The organism is Catenulispora yoronensis (assembly GCF_039531695.1).
GTDB classification, from domain to species: Bacteria; Actinomycetota; Actinomycetes; order Streptomycetales; family Catenulisporaceae; genus Catenulispora; species Catenulispora yoronensis.
In genome coordinates this window covers 87,366-106,727 of sequence record NZ_BAAAQN010000028.1, presented here as the reverse complement: position 1 = coordinate 106,727, position 19,362 = coordinate 87,366, and the positions used below count along the sequence as shown (strand labels likewise).

The window sequence follows — 19,362 nt, the reverse complement described above, 5'->3', positions numbered from 1 at the left end:
TGCCAGTAGGCAAATGCAGAATCCTTGTTAAGGCAGCATGAACCACAGCGCCAATCGAAGGATCGGGCGCTGTCTTCGGGACACTGACTTTCCGATGGCCGAACTGTTCTCGCCGGGCGGCCGGACCGCACCGGATCCGGGTCCGGACTGCGCCGGAACCGTATCCGGCTGGAACGTGGGAGGCCGGGACGGATCGCTGCCGAGCGGCTCCGGCGGCGCCGGCGGAGTCGACGGCGCGGTATCAGACCGCTTCCACCAGCTGGCGCCGCACCGCCCGCGCCCCGGCCTGGAACCTGCTGACCGCGCCGAGGTCCTGCATCAGCGCCGCGATGTGGCGCCGGGTGGTCCGCACCGACATGCCCAGCTTGCGGGCCATCACCTCGTCGGTGAAGCCGCGGGCCATCAGCTCGGCGATGGACTGCTGCAGATCGTCGGCGGCCTCGGCGTAGCCGGGCTCGCCGCGGTCCACCGGGGTCGCGGCGTCCCACTGGTGCTCGAAGACGTCCAGCAGGAACCGCACCACGACCTCGACCCGCACGCAGGACGCGCCGGGCTCGGTCGAGGCCGGGTCCAGCAGCACGGCCTGCGAGCCGTCGAAGACCACGGCCGCCCGCGGTACGTGGCTGACGGTGCGCACCTGCGCGCCGGCGTCGGCCAGGTCCCGGAGCTTGCGCCGGGAGACCAGGTCGGCGCGGTGCCGGTGCCGGCAGATGATCCGGACCGCCACGCCGCGGGCCGCCTGGTGCGCGCAGACCCGCAGCACGTCGTCGAACTTCTCGGCGTCCCAGTCGCCGGACTGGAGCACCAGGATCTCCGCGGCGCAGGCGCCGGCGGCGAGCTTCAGGAAGCCGCGGACCGCGACGGCGTCCTCGACCCGCTCCACCGGGGCCGGCTCGACGGCCGGCCGGGCCTTGCGGGCGTAGTCCCGGCGCAGCGCCTCGGTGCGCTCCTGGATCTGCGCGATCAGCTCCCTGCGACGGTAGATCTCCTGCTCCATCGGCGAGACCAGCAGCAGGGCCGCGATCTCGGGGTCGACGGCCACCAGCAGCCCGCCGGAGCCGGGCTCCACGGCCAGCAGCCGCCGGTCGCGCAGGCCGTCGATCGCCTCCTCGGCCTGCTTGGCCGTCAGCCCCAGAGCGGCGGCGGCCGGCGCGGCGGCGGTGATCCCGCCGCTTTCCACGGCATAGCGGTAAACGGCGGTGAGGCGTTCTTCGGGATCGTCGTCGAGATCGTCGTGAGCGGGTTTCCCGCCCTGCGCCGGAATGGGAACCGGAATTGTCTCCGGATATCCCCGGTCGCGATCGAAGTCGGTGTCGATAACAGTCGTCATTGCCGTCCCCTCCTTGGCGTGCCTCTCCCCGCTACGAACCACGACGGTGTCGGCCCCCCGCTGACTTCCAAGTCGGGCCGGCCGCACTCTTCGGCATTCCCTGCAAGACCGCGCCGACCGCCTCGAATGTAAGAGGCGGGCGATCGCGCCAGGAACCCCTACACCGGTTCGCCCAACCCCTCATCGCACCCCGATCCCCTGGCGCGGCCGGGCGGCGTCGCCGAGGATGACCGGGCCGGACGCCGCGGCGCGCGCCGAACCGCCGACAAGGGAAACCTCTCAAGGCGGTGGCCTCACCGGGAGTTCACCAGGGGGACATATCAAGCGCCTATCATCCCATGGCGGCTACGCTCCGTTTCAGTGTCTTCGCATTCTGATACATTGGGACGGGCGTCGCGGCCAGTGCCCCTACACCGGAATACACCGTGTAAAGACGGGGGAGACAAGATGGCGCAGGACGGCCGGCCATCGCTTCGCCAAGCCACGTCGGCGGCCCGGCTGGTCGAATCGGCGCGCGAGCAGATCCTGGGCACTTACGCCGAACGCCTGACCTGCTTGAACGATGACACGGCCGGGGATTCCGCACGGCTGCGCCAGTCGCTCGCCAACGCCGGGCAGCTCCTCTCCGAGGTGGTCTCCAACCTGCGCGGGGGCCTGGTCGCCGCCGAACCCGGAGGTCCGCGCACCGCGCGGGACGCCGGTGCGTCGCAGTCCTGCGAAGAGGAACACCAGGAAGAACACCCCAAGGAGTCGATCCAGGAGGCGTCAGCGTTCTTCCAAGCCGCACTGGCGTCCACCGCGCTGCTCATCGAGCCCGGCCCGGACTGGATCGACCTGTACCTGCTGGTGGCGTTGGCGCTCGAAGAAAGCCTGACGCTGCGCATGCACGAATCAGTGTCCAGCTACACCGGGTTCCTGCTGAAGCAGTTCCGTTGCGCGCAGGTGACCGAACGCCGACGGATAGCCCGGGATCTGCACGACCGGATAGGGAACAGCGTCAGCGTCGCGCACCGGCAGCTGGAGCTCTACGACCTCTACCGGACCAGCCAACCGTCCAAGGCCGACGCCAAAGTGGAGGCGGCGCAGCGGGCCATCGCCGAGTCGATGCGGAACCTGCGCGTCGTCGCGTCCGACCTGCATCCCCGGGACCAGGTCAAGAACCTGGAGAAGGCCCTGCGCACCGCGTTGAGAGGGGCCAACACCGACGGCGTCGACGTCACCCTGACGGTCCGTGGCGAGGAGTCCGGCGTGCCCTGCACCGTCCTGGACCAGACACTGCTGATCCTGCGCGAGGCCGTCATCAATGCGCTGCGCCACGCCTCGGCCACGACACTCACCATCGAGATCGACGTCACCCCCGACGAACTACGGGCCTCGGTGGCGGACGACGGGCGCGGCTTCGATCCCGGGCGGGCCCCGGCCGACCGCCACGGCGTCGGACTGAAGTCGATGGTGGAGCGCGCCGAGCTGTTGCACGGCACGCTGTGTGTGAGCAGCCGGATCGGCGCCGGCACGAGAGTGGTGCTCTGGGCGCCGCTGAAGGGACCGGCCGATGCCGATGCCGATGCCGTCGCCGAATGAGCGGGTAGTGACCGTCGTCATAGCCGACGACCACGCCCTGTTCCGCGAAGGCCTGCGCGAGATCCTGGAGGCCCACGACGACATGACCGTCGTCGGCGAGGCCGCCACCGGCGACGAGGCCGTGGCCCAGGCCGTCCGGCACCGGCCCGACATCGTGCTGCTGGACGTCGAGATGCCCGGCCCGGAGGCCGCCGACACGGTCACGGCCATCCGCCGGGCCTCCCCGGCCACCGGCGTCATCATCCTGAGCATGTACGACGGCCCGGAGGTGCTGCGCCAGCTGATCGGCGCCGGCAGCCGCGGCTACCTGCTCAAGAGCGTCAACCGCGTGGAGCTGGTGGCGGCGCTGCGCAGCGTCGTCGCCGACGACGACCGGATCGTGCTGGCGGTCTCCCGCGAGGGCCTGTCGCGGATGCAGCAGCCGGCCTCGCAGGACCCGTTGTCCGTCCGCGAGCTGGAGCTGCTGCACCTGGTGGCTGCGGCCCTGAGCAACAGCCAGATAGCGACCCGGATGGACATCACCGTGCCGACGGTGAAGCGGCACCTGCGTAACATCTTCATGAAGCTGGGCGCAGTGTCGCGGATGGACGCGGTGAACCGGGCCGTGGACAACGGCCTGCTGCCCGGCAGGCAGTCCCATGGCGCCTCCTGAAGCGCCGGCGGCGATGATGGACCGGATCGCCGGACCGTTCGTCGCCGTCGCCGACACCCGCGAGGACCTGCTGGACGCCGGGCTGTTCCCGGAGGAAGAGGAGTCGGTGGCGCGCGCCGTCCCCAAGCGGCGGCGCGAATACACGACCGCGCGGGCCTGCGCGCGTCAGGCCATGGCGAAGCTGGGGGTGCCGCCGGTACCGATCCTGTCCGGTCCGCGCGGGGAGCCTCGCTGGCCGGACCGGGTGGTCGGGAGCATGACGCACTGCGACGGCTATCGCGGCGCCGTGGTGGGCTGGTCCTCCGACGTCACGGCGATCGGCATCGACGCCGAACCCAACGCGCCGCTGCCGGACCAGGTGCTGGAGGCGGTCTCCCTGGAGGCCGAGCGGTCGTGGATCGCCGAGCTCACGGCGAGCCGTCCGGAGACCGCGTGGGACCGGCTGCTGTTCAGCGCCAAGGAATCCGTCTACAAGGCGTGGTTCCCGCTGACCAACAAGTGGCTGGACTTCGACAACGCCCTGATCACGGTGGATCCGGAGCAGGGCACCTTCCACGCGCGGCTGCTGGTGCCCGGGCCGGAGGTGCACGGCGGTCCGCTGACCGCGTTCCGCGGCCGGTGGACCGTCGCCGAGGGCATCGTCCTCACCGCGATCGTCCTCACCCCGCCGGGATCACCGCCGACAGGTCCGCCCGGTTCGTGACGTTGAGCTTGCGGTAGGCGCGGGTCAGGTGCTGCTCGACGGTGCTGACCGTGACGTACAGCCGGTCGGCTATCTCACGGTTCGTATACGCCGCGGCGGCCAGCTGCACGACCCGCCGCTCGGCGTCGCTGAGCGGCTGCGCGCCGGGCCCGGGCGCCTCCGGCGCCGCTTCCGGCGGCGGGGGCGCCGAGCCCAGGTCCGGGCCGACGTCCACGGACAGCTGCCGGGTCAGCGGCAGCGCGTGGCAGCCCTGGGCCAGGCCCCAGGCGCGGCGGCCGATGACGGCGGCGCGGCGGGGTTCGCCCAGGCTGATGTAGGCGGCCGTCAGCTCGGTCAGGGCCCGGGCCAGCTCGTAGCGGTCGCCGACGGACTCCAGCACCTCGGCGGCCTGCCGCAGCAGCGCCGGGCGCCGCCGGCCCTCGACGGTCGCGGCGAGCATCCGGGTCGCGATCCCCCGGGTCCGCCGCATGCCGCGGCCGCAGCGGGTCAGCTGCTCCTGGAGCAGCCGGCGGGCCTCCTCCCGGTCGCCCATCGCCAGCCGGGCCTCGGCGAGGTCCAGCCGCCAGGCGATCAGGCCGGCGCTGTCCATGTTCCACCGCGTCATCAGCTCGCCGCAGGCCTGGAAGTCGCCCAGGGCCAGGTCCGGGCTGCCGGTGCGGAGCCGGCAGCGGCCGCGGGCCTGGAGGTAGTGCAGGCCGTAGCGGCTCTGGAGCATGCCTTGCGGCACGGTGCGGCTCAGCTCCTCCAGGGCCAGATCGTCGTGGCCCATGGCCAGCAGCGGCAGCAGCAGGCTGGCCAGCGAGCCGCCGACGGTGACGCCCAGGCCGGTGCCGGGGACGGCGTCCAGCCCGCGCCGCGCGTGCTGTTCGGCGGCCAGCAGGTCGCCCTGGCGGAAGCTGATCTCGGCGCGGATCGTGGACAGCCGCGCGTGCCGGGTCGGGGCCTGGCGCTGCCCGGCGTCCTCGATCAGGCCGTCGCACCAGGGCGCGGCCCGGTCGGCGCATTCGCCGTAGGTGAGGGCGAGCAGCGCCGACTCGACGGTGTCCATGCCCATCTCGTCCAGGCGGGCGTTGCGCAGGATCCGCTCGGCCTCGGCCACCACCGGCTCGGACGGGCCCCAGCTCAGGACGCTGTCCAGGGCGGTGGCGGCCTCCCAGCGGCGGCCCGGGGCCAGCGACGGGGAGTCCGGCCCGCGGGCGCCAGGCCGCGGCACGTAGTCCAGGAACGGGGTGTAGGAGCAGCGCAGCCACGGATAGGTGTCGCGCAGCTCGGCCAGGGTGTCGGGGTCGGCGAACGCGTCGGACTCGCGCAGGCTGGTCAGCACGTCGCGGGCGGCGTCGAATCGGCCGTGCCACAGCAGCGCCTTGGTCAGCACCAGCGCGTCGCTGCCGCGCAGGTCCCCGCGCCGGTGGGCGTCGGCGAGCTCGGCCATCAGCGGGGTGGGGGCGTTCGGGTCGATCCGCCACTGGGCCCGCAGCAGCGTGGTGCGGATCCGCGCCAGGTGCGGGCCGTCCTCGCAGGCCGCGCCGGCCAGCCGCAGCGACTCGATGGCCAGCTCGGTGTTGCCCTCGGTCAGGGCCAGCGCCGCCGCCGCTTCCAGGACCGGCACCGCCCACGGCGCCGGGGTGCGGCGCGCGGCCAGCAGGTGGCCGGCGACCACGCTCGGCGGCGCGCCGTCGCCGAACGCCAGGTCCGCGGCGCGGCTGTGCAGCTCGACCCGGCGCGCGGACCCGAGGTCCACCAGCACCGCGTCACGGCCGGAGTCGTCGCGGAACCGGCCCTCCAGCAGCAGGCCGGCTGCTTCCAGGGCGCGCAGCGAGGTCGCGATCTCCATCGCGTCGCGGTCCAGCAGGCGGTCCAGCCAGCGGGTGGTGCCGAGCACGGCCAGGCCGGCGGCCGCGTCGCGCATGCCGGCGTCGCCGCGGCGCAGGCAGCCGAGGACGGCGCCGCCGTACTCCTCGGCGCGCAGCAGCGCGGCGACGAGCAGCGGGTTGCCGCCGCTGAGTTCGTGGAGCTCGTCGGGGCACAGCCCGGCGTCCGCCCCCACCATCCGCCGGACGCCGTCCAGGCTCAGCGGACCGACCGGGACCATCCGCGTGGACGGCCGCCGCAGCAGCTCCAGCCGCAGCTCGGAGGGCGGATCGGGCTCGGCGATCAGAACCATGAGACGCGAGTTCCGCGCGCGCCGGGCCAGCGAGGACAGGCACTGCGCGGACGCCGGATCGGCCCAGTGCGCGTCGTCCAGCACCAGGGCCAGCGGGTTCCGCTCGGCGGCGTCGAGCAGGGTGCGGCAGACGTCCTCCAGCAGCTCGGTCTCCACCATCCCGCCGGCCGAGGACCGCACCACCCGGTCGGTGGCCTCGCTGGTCAGGTGCGCGCCGCGCAGCAGCTGCCGCAGCACGCCCAGCCGCAGCCCCGACTCCTCGGCGGAGCAGACGGCCGAGAGCACCGAGACGCCGGCCCGGCGCGCGCGGTCGGCGAAGGCGTCGAGCAGCGCGCTTTTCCCGGTCGCGACCGGACCGCAGACCACTGCGATGCGTCCGGTGCCGGCGGCGGACTCCGCGAGCAGCCGGTCCAGCAGGTCCAGCTGTTCGTCGCGTTCGACCAGGTCCATCATGATGTCGCCCATGTCGTTTCGGTGGCGCCGGTCATGGCGCTCGTCCTTCCTGTGCCGCGCCGGCCGGCGGCCCGGGTGGCGGCCAGTGCGGCGGTGACGGCGTCGGGTCCGGTCCCGACACCCCAGTGCGAAGTGCCCTCGGCGTGGTGCTCGGCGTAGACGGTGATGACGTCGGCGCCGAGCGCCCCGCCGGTGCCGGCGGTTTCGATCCGCACGACGTCGCAGACCTCGATGTCCCACGGCGCCAGCGCGGTCTCCAGGTGTGCCGCCTCCAGTGCGTCCTCGGTCCCGCCATCGGTCCCGCCGTCGACATACAGGCGGACCGTGAGCGGTACCGGGCAGTGGGTTGGCGACGGGGCCGAATAGTCGTCGGGCAGCAGATACTCCTGGTCGAACAGTGTCCTGAGCCGGTCGGGCGTCATCTCGCACCCGGCGGCCTCGGTGGCCTCCTGCACGACGCGGGCGAACTCGATCCGCAGTCCGCGCGGCAGGTTCAGGCCGTGCCAGGCGGCCATGACGTAGGCGACGCCGCCCTTGCCGGACTGGCTGTTGATCCGGACGACGGCCTCGTAGTCGCGGCCCACGTCCTTGGGATCCATGGGCAGATAAGGGATCTGCCATGGCAGCTCCCCCGGCTCGGTCCCGGTCCGCGCGGCGGTGCGGGCCTGGGCGTCGAAGCCCTTTTTGATCGCGTCCTGATGCGCCCCGGAGAAGGCGGTGAACACCAGGTCGCCGGCATAAGGGTGGCGCTGCGGCACCGGGAGCCCGGTGCAGCTCTCGACCACGGCGCGCACCTTCCCCAGGTCCGAGAAGTCGATGCCGGGGTCGACGCCCTGGGTCAGCAGGTTCAGCCCGAGGGTCACCAGGCACACGTTCCCGGCGCGCTCGCCGCCGCCGAACAGGCAGCCCTCGACCCGCTGCGCCCCGGCGAGCAGGGCCAGCTCGGTCGCGGCCACGCCGGTCCCCCGGTCGTTGTGCGGATGCACGGACAGGCAGACGTGCTCACGGTGCGACAGGTTGCGGTCCAGCCACTCGATCTGGTCGGCGAAGACGTGCGGCAGCGACCGCTCGACCGTTGAGGGGAAGTTGAGGATGAGCTCCCGGTCGGCCTCGGGCTGCCAGACGTCCAGCACGGCTTCGCAGACCTCCAGGGCGAACTCGGGCTCGGTGTCGGTGAAGGCCTCCTGCGAGTACTCCAGCCCCAGCCGGCTGCCGCCCGGGACGAGCTCGGCGTACTTCATCATCCAGCGGACGCCCTGCACCGCCAGGTTGCGGCACTCGTCGCGGTCCATGGCGTAGACCAGCTCGCGGAACAGCGGAGCGGTCGCGTTGTAGACGTGCACCGTGGCCGACGCGGCGCCGTCCAGCGCCTGGACCGTGCGCCGGATCAGCTCGTCGCGGGCCGGCACCAGCACCGAGATCCGGACGTCGTCGGGGATCCGGTCCTGCTCGATGAGCAGCCGGACGAAGTCGTGCTCGTCCTGCGAGGCGACGGGGAATCCGACTTCGATCTCGCGGTAGCCCATCGCGACCAGCAGCTCGAACAGCGCGAGCTTGCGGGCCGGGGACATCGGGGCGGCCAGCGCCTGGTTCCCGTCCCGCAGATCGGTCGACAGCCAGCGCGGCGACCGGGTCAGCGTGCGGTCGGGCCAGGTACGGTCGGGCATGGCGAGCGGGACGAAGGGGTGGTAACGCTGCGATCTTGGTCCGGCGCGCACAGCTGTACTCCTTCCAGAAGTACCCTGAAGTGCCCTGCTTTGGGGTTCACGCTAGTGAGGCGCCCGGGAGTCCGACACCCGGCCGGAACGCAGGTCACGCCTCCGGAACCGAAGGGACCAGGCGGGGTATCGAAAGATGTAGACGCGCCGGCTCCGCCGGGAGTGCGTCTTCCGGAGCGTTGAACCGCCACCGGCCGCGGGACGTCACAATGGGGACGGCCGCGGGAGGACCCCTACACCCCAAGTGAGGGGTTGTCAGGTTACCAGTGCGTAACACAGAGTGGAAGCCCTCGGGCACCGACGACCGGAAGGCCGGACCATGCAGCACGTGCGGTTGGGAGCCGCCGGACCGGTGACGTCCAGGCTGGGCCTGGGCTGCTTGTGGCGGAGCGACGGCTTCGACCGGAGCGCCGCCGGAGCCGCCGCGGGCGTCACGAAGCTGATCAACCGCGCCCTCGACGGCGGCGTGACCCTGCTCGACGTCCCCGACCCGGCCCGCGACGGCCTCGGGCCGCGGCTGGTCGGCCGGGCCGTGGCCGCCCGCCGGGCGGAGGTGCTGATCGCGGCGCACTCCTGGCCGGCCTCCGAGCGCGCCAAGGACGTGGCCGCCGAGTGCGACAGGATCCTGCGACAACTGGCCACGGACCACCTCGACCTCTACTACCTGCATCCGCCGGCCGGCCCGGCGCGGGCGGCGATCCCGGTCGAGGAGCGGATCGGGCCGCTGACGCAGCTGGTGGCGGCCGGAAAGATCCGCCACCTCGGCGTCTACGGCGCCGGCCCGGCGGAGCTGGCGCGCGCCCACGCCGCGCACCCCGTCACCGCGCTGGCCGTCGAGTACTCGATGGCCGCGCGGCAGGCCGAGGAGGATCTGCTGCCGCTGGCCCGCAAGCTGGGCATCGGGGTGGTCGCCTGCCGGCCGCTCGGCGGCGGGCTGCTGACCGGGCGGTGCAGCGGCGCCGCCGATCCCACCGGCGCGGTCGGCCCCACCGGTCCGCCGGCGGAACGCTCGCGGCTGATCAGGGGACTGCGAGCGGTGGCGGCCGACCTGGACGTCGGCGTCAGCCGCCTGGCCCTGGCCTGGCTGCTGAGCCGCGGCGACGTCGTGCCGGTCCCGAACACGGCGAACCCGGTCCACCTGGAGATGAACCTGCGGTCGCTGGAGGTGGGGCTGCCGCCGGATGTCGAGGAGCGGTTGGCGGCGCTCCTGGACGATACCGACGGTGACGGTGACGCCGACGTCGAAAGCCAATCCGGCACCGGCGCCCGAGCCACCGGCACCGGCACCGGCACCGGCACCAAGGCCGATACCGACGCCGACAGCCTCGACCGGCCGCCGGAAGGCCCGCCGGACGGCCTCCCGGACCTGCTTCCTCCCCGGCCTTCCCGGCGACGACGCGCGCCGCATCAGTCGTAATGCTGGAAGGACGGCCACAGCGTCACCCAGTCGGCGACAGGCTTGCGGCAGATCGCCACGGGCTTGTTCCGCTCCTCGTTGTCGACCTGGTAGCGGTTGTGCAGCCGGGTGACGACCGAGCAGTCGGCGAAGTACTTGGCCACCTTCGTGTACTGGCCGCCGACGATGACCGCGGTCGTCGTGTCCTGCGGCGGCCGGCGGTCGAAGTAGAGCTGGTCGTGGCCGCTGTAGGGCGCGGGCAGGCCGAGCGCGCCGCCCAGGGTCTTGATGGCCCCGGCCTCGCCGTAGTTGCTGGTGATGATGACCGAGTGCGCCGCCTCGCCGGCCGGGATGGTGGCGTAGACGGCCGCGGTCTGCGCCACGTAGTCCGGCCAGCCGACCTGGTCCTTGGCCAGCTGGTTGATCGACGGCACGGGGCTGTTGTGCAGCATCGACAGCGGGACCAGCGGCAGCGCTATCACGCTGGACACGGCTCCGTTCAGGCAGAACGCGGCCCAGGCGGTGCGCCGCCACGCGGTGGACCGGGCCAGGAAGTCGGCGGTCGGGACACAGCCGGCGGCGAAGACCACCACGAGCAGGCCGACCGGGTAGTAGAGCTGGCCGCCGCCGGCGAACGTCTCCAGCAGCAGGATCACGAACGCCGTCGGGAGGAACCGCACGGCCCGCCAGGCAGGCCGGCGGCGCAGCGCCACCAGGCCCGAGATCCACACCGGAACGAGCGGGGGGCCGAGCAGGAGGAAGAGATACGGCCACATCAGGATCCGCACCGTGCCGGCGTTGTCGTGGCTCAGCGCACGGCTCATCGTCGCCTGCGGCCAGGAGTGCGAGGCCTGATAAACGAGGTTGGGCAGGGCGATGACGACCGCGACGGCGACGGCGAGGAGCAGCCAGCGCGTGGCCAGCGCCCGGCGCGGGCCGGTGATCAGGATTCCAAGGGTAAGCGCCACAACAAGCAGGGTGATCAAGAATTTGTTATAGGTGCTGATGCCGACGACAGCTCCAGCGGCCGGCCACCATCGGGGGTCCGACCGCAGGAGGGCGCGCATCACGAACAGGCAGAGCAGGGGCCAGACGACCAGGTCCAGGGAGGAGGTGAGCAGGACATGGCCCATGAGCAACGGGGTGGCGGCGAAGGCGTAGGACCAGGCGCAGAGACCCTGGGCGCCGCGGCGGCCGCCGAGCTCGCGGGTGATCAGAGTGACGACGAGCACTGAGACGACGGCGAACAAGGTCGCCGGGACTCTTATCGCCCAGGGGCTGTCGGAGATATGGGCCGCGAGGCGGGCCAGGAACGGGGTCAAGGGCGGGGTGTCGACGTAGCCCCACGCCGGGGGGAGGGCGCGGAAGTACAGTTCGTCGCGTTCGAAGCCGTAGCCGGTGCTGAAGACGGTCAGGACGGCCGCGAGGGCGGCCATGGCGGACACGAGGTGGAGCCAGGCGATCTCGGGGAGGGGGGAGGTCGGGGTGGATGCGGTGTTGGTGGATGCGGTGTTCGGGAGGGCGGCGGATCGGCCGGGGGCTGAGGACGAGGCCGCCGAGGCTGAGGCTGCTGAGGCTGAGGCCGAGGAAGCGGACGGAGTAGAGGAGGGCCGCGCGAGTATGAGCCAGTTCGGGGCCCGCAGAACGTTCGGATTGCCGGAGGTGGGGCGAAACGCGCCACCGGCCCGGACATGCTTTCCCACTCGCCGTTGGTTCACTATGGACATGCTTCGCGAATTGGCGGGGGATTGCGTCAAGCCGGGGATAGAAGTCTGTCTCTACCCACGGATAGAGATGGGGCGTTCACGTGGGCGGAAGGTTCGGGGACCTGTGTAATCGGGGGTGCGGGCGGGTGCTGGGAAGCGGGTCCGGGGGTGGCTGGGAACCGTGCCGGGTGGAGTCGCGCTCCAATGGTGGTCTAGTGGTAGTCCAGCCGTAGTCCAGTGATGGTCCAGCCGTGGTCCAGCGGTGCTTCAGTGGCGCTTCGGTGGTGCTTCAGCAGTGCTTCAGCAGTGCTTCGGTGCTGCTTCGGTGCTGCTTCGATGCTGCTTCGGTGGTGCGCTAGCGGTCGTCGGTCAGGCCGTGGTCGAACGCGAAGATGATCGCGGCAGCGCGGTCGCGTAAGTCGAGCTTGGTGAAGATGTGGTTGACGTGCGTCTTGACCGTGCCTTCGCCGACACTCAGATCAGCGGCGATCTCGGCGTTGGTCCGGCCGCGCGCGATCAGCCGCAGGACGTCCAGTTCGCGGCCGGTGAGCCGATCGAGCGCGCCGGAACGCTCCGGCGAACGCGCCGGGGTCTCACGGTAGACCTCCAGCACATGGGCCGTGACAGCGGGGTCGAGCCACGCTCCGCCTTCTGCGACAACGCGCACGGCACGCTGGAGTTCTTCAGCGGGCACGTGCTTGAGGACGAACCCCGCGGCCCCGGCACGAAGCATGCCGGCGAGGGCCTCGTCGTCGTTGAAGGTGGTCAGGGCCAGCACCGGAGTGCCGGGTGCGGCGGCGGCCAGCTGGGCCGTCGCGGCGATACCGCCGAGGACCGGCATGCGGACGTCCATCAGGACGATGTCGGGAGCGTGGGCACGGACCGCCGCCAGCGCGCCGCTGCCGTCTTCGCACTCTGCGACGATCTGAAAGCCGAAGCGCTCGCGGAGAATGCCTCGAAGGCCGGCGCGGACAAGATCCTGGTCGTCCACCAGCAGAACTCTGATGAGAGGATTACCGGCCGAGTCGGTCAGGCCGGTCGAGCCGCCGACCGGGGCGGTCGAGCCGCCGGGCAGGTCGGTCGAGCCGCCAGGCAGGTCGGTCGGGCCTGTCATGCCGCTCATGCCGGGTCCAGGACAGTAAGCGGCAGCGCGGCCTCCACCAGCCAGCCGCGGCCACCGGGACCGGCCGTGCAAGTACCGCCGACTGCGTTGGCGCGGTCCCGCATCGTCAAAAGCCCTCTGCCCAGGCCATTGCCCGGTGCGCCGGCGCTGTCCACGTGGACCTGCACCGACTCGGAGGTCAGCTCGACCGTCACGGCGACCGGCGCGCGCGGCGCATGACGAGCGGCGTTGGTCAGCGCCTCCTGCACAATCCGGTAGATCGTCACACCAGTAGTTGCCGGCAGAACACTGACATCGCCGTCGACGGTCAGACAGGCGTCGACCCCGGCGTCCCGGACCTGGTCGACCAGCCGAGGCAGGTCGGCGATGCCGGGAACCGGCGCCGCGATGCCGTCGACCGAGTGCGGCAGACCCATGACGATCCGCACCTCGGCCAGGCTCTGCCGACCGAGCCGCTCGGCCTCGGCGAGCGCGCGGGCGGCGTCCTGCGGATCGTGCTCCACGGAAAGGCGCGCGCTGGAGACATGGAGGAGCGAGACCGTGAGGCTGTGGGCGATGACGTCGTGCAACTCGTGGGCGATCCGGTCCCGCTCCTCGGCACGGGAACGTTCGGCGAGAGTCGCTTGAGCCGCGGAGAGACGCTCCACGAGCACGAACTGGTGGCGGACAAGCAGCGCGGCGAGAACCGTGAACGACAGCCCCGCGGTCCACGCGCCCCACCCGGGATCCCGGACGTCGGCAGCCCATTCGGCGGCGAAGATGGCGACCCCGACGATCCACAGGACAACGCCTTCGACGGTGCCGCCGGCCAGGACGCACCACGCCCCGAGAACGGAGACCGCGAACCACCCGACGTCGCGCGGGTCCGCTGTGGCGAGAAGGGTGACGCCGGCGAGTGCGAGACCCGCGTTGAGGAGCAGGCGGCGAGGCCGGTCGGTGAGGAAGAACGGAATGGCACCGATATACGCGACCAGAACACCGACCAGGGTCAGGAGCGGATCCCGACCCAGCCGCGCCACCACGGCGAAGGCCATGAAGACAGTGAAGACGGCCAGACCCGACCACCGCGAGCGAGGCGAGAGACGGACCGGCGAGGGGCCTGGATGTCCGTGCTCTGGTACAGGGTCTAGCACCACAGAGACGATCCTACGCAGTGGGGAGGTCAGTTGCGGTCGGTGTTGGGATGAGCGGATGCGCCAAGCAGGGAATCAGTCCGCTGTGGATCGGTCGTTCTCAGCTCCTAGCGCCCAGCCCCCAGGCCTTAACTCCCCGTCTTCCGGCCTATGCCCGCATAAAGCCAGATCCGCTCCGAACCCTCCGGCACGTCCCCGTCGGGCCGCCACCAGGGCAGCTGCACCACTCCCGGCTCGACCAGGTCGAGCCCGTCGAAGAACCCCGAGACCTCCTTGAGGTCCCGGACCACGAACGGCGCCGTCGCCTTGTCGTAGCCCCGCACCGCCGCCTCGGAACGGCGAGGATCGAAGTCGCCGGTGCCGTGGGAGACGACCAGGTAGCTGCCGGGCGCGAGGTTCTGCTTGAGCCGCTCGACGATGACGGCGGGCTCGTCCTCGGGTCGGATGAAGTGCAGGACCGCGACCAGCAGCACCGCCACCGGCCGGTCGAAGTCGATGACCTCCCGGACCTTGGGGTGCGAGAGGATGTCGTCGGGCTGCCGGAGATCGGCCTGCACGACGGTGGTCAGCCCCGGCGAGTCGGCGGCCAGCAGAGCTCTGGCATGGGTGAGGACGATCGGGTCATTGTCCACGTAGACGATGTGGGCATCGGGCGCCACCTCGTGCGCCGTCTCGCTGGTGCTGCCCGGCCCGGGGATGCCGGTGCCGATGTCAAGGAACTGACGGACCCCGGCCCGGGCCAGGTAGCGGACCGCGCGGCCGAGGAAGGCCCGGTTGGCCAGGGCCATGGCGCGCGCCTCGGGCAACACCGCGAGAACCTTCTCGGCGGCCTCGCGGTCGGCTGCGTAGTTGTCCTTGCCACCGAGGTAGTAGTCATACATGCGGGCCGGGTGGGCGACGCTGGTGTCTATTACCGGGGGTACCCAGTCGGGGTCCAGGACGTCCGAACCTGCCAGCTCCGCCATGGGACCTCCCCGGTTACGCATCGCCGGGCGGCCACGTCTGGGCCTCGGCGTCATGGGCGCATCGTACCGGAGAGTAAAACAGTGCTCTGAAAACAATAGGTAAACGGCGCCCACTCCCGCGTACCCGGTGTTCACATCGAAGGGGGACCGGCGACGACGAACAATTGGTACGGCAGGCTGCCCGCGCCCTGGAAGTTCTGCGCGGCGGCGTTGACCGTCAGGTTGTGGATGCCGGGCGCGGCGGTGGAGGACACCCTCAGCGTGAGCGTCGAGGGGGCCGTGGCGGTGGCCGTCGGAGGATCGAAGGTGGCGGTGATGCCGGCGGACAGGCCCTTGACGTTGAGCGTCACCGGATCCGTGGAGCCCAGGCCGCTGACCCGGATCGGCGTGCTGGTGCTGCCGCCCTGGTGGACGGTGTCCGACTGGAGGCCCACCCACAGTTTGAACTGGCCGACGCTGAGCAGGTACGGGTTCGCTCGCGCGGCCTCGCCGGAGGCCGAGACGGCCCAGATGGTCAGCGCGTAGAGGCCCGGCGTATCAGTGCTGGAAGTGATGCGCAGCACCGGCGACGGCGTGGTGGGGCTCGTCGTGTTGCTCGGCAGGAAGGTGCCGGTGACGCCCGGCGGCAGGCCCGCGACGCTCAGCGTCACCGGCTGGTTGAAGCCGTTCTTGGGGAACACCGAGACCTGCGTGGTCGTCGAGGTCCCCGCCCCGACGCTGCCGGAGGGGAGGCTGAGCGAGAGGAAGAAGTCGGCGGCCGGCTGGGCGCTGAAGCCCACGCCGATCCACGGCGTCCAGGCGAAGCTGCCGGTGCTGGGCTGGGCGCTGCGGAACGTCGTCCCGGCGTCGTCGATGATGAAGAGTTCGATAATGCCCGCGCCGTTGCGCTGGGCGGCGACGTGCCGAACCCGCAGCGGCGCGATGCCGATCTGCGCGGGCACGGCGGCCCAGGGTCCCCAATTGTCAGAGCCCGGTGAGACTTCGTAGCGCTGCCACAGTTGGCCGTCGCTGTTGGAGCCGAACAGTGCGAGCCGACCGTCGGCGGTGCGGGTCAGGGCCACGGAGTCCAGGTTGCCGTCCAGGCCCACCGGCGGGTTGAAGTCGGCGTCGAGCTGCGCCGTCGCGCGGGTGCCGGTACGCCGGAACAGCAGGCCGTTCTCGTCGACGCCGACAACGACCGGGAAGCCCTTCGAGTTCTGCTCGGCCGCCAGCTGCGTGGCCGCTCCGGCGAACAGATGCCACGGCCCCCAGCCGCCGCCGCTGTCAGTGTTCTCCCACCGGTTGTAGATCAGCCCGGCGGTGGTGGTCGCGAACAGCATGAGCCCGGAGCCGCTGTTCACCGTGGCCGCAGCGGTGAAGTTGGTGCCGTCCAGCGCGGCCGCGGCGGAGTAGACGTCGCCGCCGGGCGAGCTCTGCACGCGGTGCCAGATGACCCCGCCGGCATCCAGCGTGAACAGCTCGACCTTGCCGTCGGAGGTGCCCGCCCCGGCGGCCACACTGCGCCACGGCTGCTGGTCGAGCTGCTGCCACGGCAGCGTGGCGGCGCCGACGGCGGACTCGGCGGTGTTGAACAGCAGGCCGTTGGCGTCGGTGCCGAACAGCTCAAGGCGGCCGTCGGCGTTGCGGGCCGCGGCGATCGGCGGGCCGACCTCGTGCGGGGCGTTGATCGGGAACGGTGCCGGGAGCAGCAGCTGGGTGTTCCGGTCGGCGTTCACGCCCATCCGGCGCGTGATGCCGCCCCGGACCTCCTGCGGATCGTTGGTCGCCAGTTCGCGGGCCAGCGACGCCAGTTGCGAGGTGTTGCTCAGGTCGCCGTTGTAGACCAGCGGCGCGGCCGGGTCGATCATGGTGGTGAAGATGGAGATGGTCGCCGGCTGCGGTGCGTTGCCGAACTCGCCGCCGATGCCCTCCTTGCTCGCGGCGATCTCCAGGATGCGGCTCTGGATCGGCCAGTCGATGTGGGAGGCGGTGGAGATCTCCCAGAACCCGCCGGCGATCGGCGCGCCCTGCGGCCGCTGGTGCGGCGTGATCTTGTTGGCGTGGGTGTGCCCGTTGACCATCGCGATCACGTTCGGATAGCGGTGTATCAGGGCCATGAGCTCGTCGCCGCTGTGCCGGTCGCCGTCGATGCCCCCGAGGATCCCGTCGTCCAGGTTGTCCATGGTCGCCAGCGTGTGGTGGCAGAACAGGACGAACATCTTGTCCTGGACCGGGGAGCCGGCAGGGACCGTGACCACGTTGTTCTCGCCGTCGATGTACCGGCGGCTGTTGGCCCGGAGCTGGTCCTCCAGCCAGGACATCTGGTCGCCGTCGATGGATCCGGAGGCACTGCCCACGCCGAAGCCGTCGGTGTTGGTGTTCGTCGAGTCCAGGGTGATGAAGCGGACGAGATCGTTGTCCGAGAACGGGATCGCGTAGTACGCCTTGTTGACGTCCGGGCTCATGAAGCCGTGGCCGACCGGGGTCCCGTGGGTGGTGAAGTGGTCTTCGATGAAGGAGGTCCGCGTCATCAGCCGGCGGGTGGAGTCGGAGGTCACCACCACGCCGAACAGGCCCTGCGACGCCTCCCACTCCCCCAGCTTGCCCAGGTCGTTGTAGTCGTTCGGCATGGAGTGGTCGGTGTTCGAGATCTTCGTCGGGCCGACCGCGAACGGCCGCGGGTCGAAGGCCCCGCTGTCGATCGGCAGGTTCCCCTGCCACAGCCCGTCGTGGTTGCCGTAGGCGGCGTACCAGGGCATGCCAAGCCCCTGCGACACGTACGGCCGCCGCGCCGCGCCGACCGAGGTCGAGCTGAGCACGCCCGGGACGTACGGGAAGCCGGCCGAGGCGGTCCCGGTCCCGGTGAACTCGTTGTCGGGAGTGCTGCTCCCCTGGATCGCCGGATAGTAGAAGTGCGGGTCCTGGCCCAGGTTGCCGCCGGCGAAACTCTCGTCCAGCCCGGCCTGCCCGGAGTCCGGCAGGATCGTCTGGCCGCCGTCGAGCAGGTCGATGTACCAGCGGTTCTCATTGTGCTGACAGTTATCGATGGCGTCGCCGGTGACGATGGTGAACTTCAGCGGCAGCTTGGTGCGCGGCGCCTTGCCCAGCGAGCGGATCGCCAGGCACATCGCGTCCACGACCTGCGTCGACAGCCACTCGTGCGGCCGGTAGGAGGAATCGGTCGGGTAGTTCAGGTGCGGCGGGTCGGCGAACTTGTCCAGGAACTCCAGCCGGGCCGTCGACTGGTCGTCGACGATGTGCAGGTCGGTCATCTGCGCGAAGGCGACGAGCGGCTTGGTCACGTGTCCCCAGTGCGACCACAGGTCGGTCCGCACCACGTGCGGCTCGCCGTCCCCGGCGGTGAGTGTCTGGTACCCGCTGCCGGCATAGCTTCGCCGCTGCACGGTGAAGTCCCACGACGTCGTGCCCAGATACACCGACGTCGGGCTGATCAGCGACGCCGCGTCCGCGGGCGCGACGCGGGCCCCGGTCACGGCGGCTCCGACGACTGGGGCGGTCGCGGCGTCGGCCGCGCCGGTCCGCACGACGTCGAGCGCCAGGGCGGCGACACCGGCCCCGGCCGTGGACAGCACTTGCCTGCGCGAAATGGTCACGTTCTCTCCCCCACTCGGTTCGATCAGCCCGTCGGCGGCTGCGATCTTCTCTACGCGCCGACCATGCGGACGGTTCGAACCGAAATGACACGGTGAGGGGGAGATGTAACCTCATAGCGGGCCTGGCGTGGCGCGCATACGCGATGCGCTGGCTTCCAGGCGACCATGGATTGTCACAGGGGCGAGGTGACGCAAAGCCCGGATTAAGGGCTTGCCACTAATTGGAGGAGCTAGCCGCGATCGGCAGACCGAGCCGCGCCCGCTGAGCGTCGGATCAGCGGGCGCGGCTCGCGGCGAGGTGGCTCGCGGTGGGATGGCTGGTGATGAGCGCGCAGCCCCGATGCGACTTACGGCTCGAACGGCCCGCAGTTGTCGTAGAAGTACTGTCCGTAGTTGATCACGCCGTTGAAGCTGGTCCCGAGCCAGAACTTGTTGTAGTAGGTGCCCTGGCAGACGTAGGTGATCGTCTCGTAATTGTCGCCCGGACCGGCGTCGTAGCGGGCGATCGACTGCCAGCCGTTGGAGATGGGGACGTTGAGCCACAGCCCGCTGATCGACTCGCCCGGGCACAGGGCCCCGATGGTGATCACGATCTGGGTGCTGTCCACCTCGTTGTAGGTGATGGAGCCGCAGCTGACCGCGGAGGCGGGAGCGGCGCCGGCCAGCGGTGTGATGGCGGTCGCGGCCGTGAGGATCGCGGTCGCGGCCAAAGCGCGCAGTTTCATGGCGGGTCCTTTGCTGTGACGGCAGGTGCGGACGACGAAACATGCAAGTGCTCTGAGTTCCCGCGCGGAGCGTATCGAGGGCGACAGATGGCCGCAATAGTCGGAGTGAAAGCTGCAAAC

At 71.1% G+C, this 19,362-nt stretch carries 13 protein-coding genes; 4 read left to right on the top strand and 9 right to left on the bottom strand.

What is annotated here, in order from left to right; translation table 11 throughout:
• Positions 1–241: 241 nt before the first annotated feature.
• Entirely contained in the window at positions 242–1,330 is a 1,089-nt protein-coding gene (locus ABD481_RS23060; protein ID WP_344667812.1) for a helix-turn-helix transcriptional regulator, read from the bottom strand.
• Between the two features lie 447 nt (positions 1,331–1,777).
• Here ABD481_RS23060 and ABD481_RS23055 point away from each other — a divergent pair, with 447 nt between their 5' ends.
• Genes ABD481_RS23055 through ABD481_RS23045 form a run of 3 tightly spaced genes read left to right on the top strand, consistent with a single transcriptional unit; the run spans position 1,778 to position 4,266 of the window.
• Positions 1,778–2,911, top strand: a complete 1,134-nt coding sequence (locus tag ABD481_RS23055) for a sensor histidine kinase (protein ID WP_344667811.1) — start codon at positions 1,778–1,780, stop codon at positions 2,909–2,911.
• Between the two features lie 7 nt (positions 2,912–2,918).
• Complete coding sequence (locus ABD481_RS23050; protein WP_344667810.1) at positions 2,919–3,563, top strand: response regulator transcription factor; 645 nt, start codon at positions 2,919–2,921, stop codon at positions 3,561–3,563.
• A gap of 13 nt (positions 3,564–3,576) precedes the next feature.
• Entirely contained in the window at positions 3,577–4,266 is a 690-nt protein-coding gene (locus tag ABD481_RS23045) for a 4'-phosphopantetheinyl transferase family protein (RefSeq protein ID WP_344667819.1), read from the top strand.
• Here the strand turns inward: ABD481_RS23045 and ABD481_RS23040 are convergent.
• A complete protein-coding gene (locus ABD481_RS23040) occupies positions 4,223–6,895 on the bottom strand; it encodes an AAA family ATPase (protein ID WP_344667809.1) in 2,673 nt (890 codons plus the stop codon). The genes ABD481_RS23045 and ABD481_RS23040 overlap by 44 nt on opposite strands.
• Positions 6,880–8,601: a 2-isopropylmalate synthase gene (locus tag ABD481_RS23035; RefSeq protein ID WP_344667808.1), complete on the bottom strand. Its 1,722-nt coding sequence runs from the start codon at positions 8,599–8,601 to the stop codon at positions 6,880–6,882. Before ABD481_RS23035 ends, ABD481_RS23040 begins: the two co-directional genes overlap by 16 nt.
• 352 nt (positions 8,602–8,953) lie before the next feature.
• Here ABD481_RS23035 and ABD481_RS23030 point away from each other — a divergent pair, with 352 nt between their 5' ends.
• Positions 8,954–10,018, top strand: a complete 1,065-nt coding sequence (locus tag ABD481_RS23030; RefSeq protein ID WP_344667807.1) for an aldo/keto reductase — start codon at positions 8,954–8,956, stop codon at positions 10,016–10,018.
• Here ABD481_RS23030 and ABD481_RS23025 read toward each other — a convergent pair.
• The 6 genes from ABD481_RS23025 to ABD481_RS23000 all read right to left on the bottom strand — a co-directional run bounded on the left by ABD481_RS23025 (position 10,009) and on the right by ABD481_RS23000 (position 19,242).
• On the bottom strand, positions 10,009–11,433 hold the full coding sequence (locus ABD481_RS23025) for a glycosyltransferase family 39 protein (protein ID WP_344667806.1): 1,425 nt from the start codon (positions 11,431–11,433) through the stop codon (positions 10,009–10,011). The two genes, ABD481_RS23030 and ABD481_RS23025, sit on opposite strands and share 10 nt — an antisense overlap.
• 625 nt (positions 11,434–12,058) lie before the next feature.
• Positions 12,059–12,826 (bottom strand): response regulator transcription factor, encoded by a 768-nt coding sequence (locus ABD481_RS23020; protein ID WP_344667805.1) that lies wholly within the window; start codon positions 12,824–12,826, stop codon positions 12,059–12,061.
• A complete protein-coding gene (locus tag ABD481_RS23015; protein WP_344667804.1) occupies positions 12,823–13,860 on the bottom strand; it encodes a sensor histidine kinase in 1,038 nt (345 codons plus the stop codon). Before ABD481_RS23015 ends, ABD481_RS23020 begins: the two co-directional genes overlap by 4 nt.
• Before the next feature lie 227 nt (positions 13,861–14,087).
• Positions 14,088–14,924, bottom strand: a complete 837-nt coding sequence (locus ABD481_RS23010) for an SAM-dependent methyltransferase (protein ID WP_344667803.1) — start codon at positions 14,922–14,924, stop codon at positions 14,088–14,090.
• A gap of 131 nt (positions 14,925–15,055) precedes the next feature.
• Positions 15,056–18,517, bottom strand: a complete 3,462-nt coding sequence (locus tag ABD481_RS23005; protein ID WP_344667802.1) for a TIGR03767 family metallophosphoesterase — start codon at positions 18,515–18,517, stop codon at positions 15,056–15,058.
• Between the two features lie 347 nt (positions 18,518–18,864).
• Positions 18,865–19,242: a hypothetical protein gene (locus ABD481_RS23000; protein WP_344667801.1), complete on the bottom strand. Its 378-nt coding sequence runs from the start codon at positions 19,240–19,242 to the stop codon at positions 18,865–18,867.
• Between the last annotated feature and the right edge of the window lie 120 nt (positions 19,243–19,362).

Bases quoted from the DNA above. Each gene is read 5' to 3' on its own strand.
- ABD481_RS23060 (WP_344667812.1), bottom strand. From the start codon at position 1,330: ATGACGACTGTTATCGACACCGACTTCGATCGCGACCGGGGATATCCG.
- ABD481_RS23055 (WP_344667811.1), top strand. From the start codon at position 1,778: ATGGCGCAGGACGGCCGGCCATCGCTTCGCCAAGCCACGTCGGCGGCC.
- ABD481_RS23045 (WP_344667819.1), top strand. From the start codon at position 3,577: ATGATGGACCGGATCGCCGGACCGTTCGTCGCCGTCGCCGACACCCGC.
- ABD481_RS23040 (WP_344667809.1), bottom strand. From the start codon at position 6,895: ATGGGCGACATCATGATGGACCTGGTCGAACGCGACGAACAGCTGGAC.
- ABD481_RS23025 (WP_344667806.1), bottom strand. From the start codon at position 11,433: ATGGCCGCCCTCGCGGCCGTCCTGACCGTCTTCAGCACCGGCTACGGC.
- ABD481_RS23020 (WP_344667805.1), bottom strand. From the start codon at position 12,826: ATGAGCGGCATGACAGGCCCGACCGACCTGCCTGGCGGCTCGACCGAC.
- ABD481_RS23015 (WP_344667804.1), bottom strand. From the start codon at position 13,860: ATGGCCTTCGCCGTGGTGGCGCGGCTGGGTCGGGATCCGCTCCTGACC.
- ABD481_RS23010 (WP_344667803.1), bottom strand. From the start codon at position 14,924: ATGGCGGAGCTGGCAGGTTCGGACGTCCTGGACCCCGACTGGGTACCC.
- ABD481_RS23000 (WP_344667801.1), bottom strand. From the start codon at position 19,242: ATGAAACTGCGCGCTTTGGCCGCGACCGCGATCCTCACGGCCGCGACC.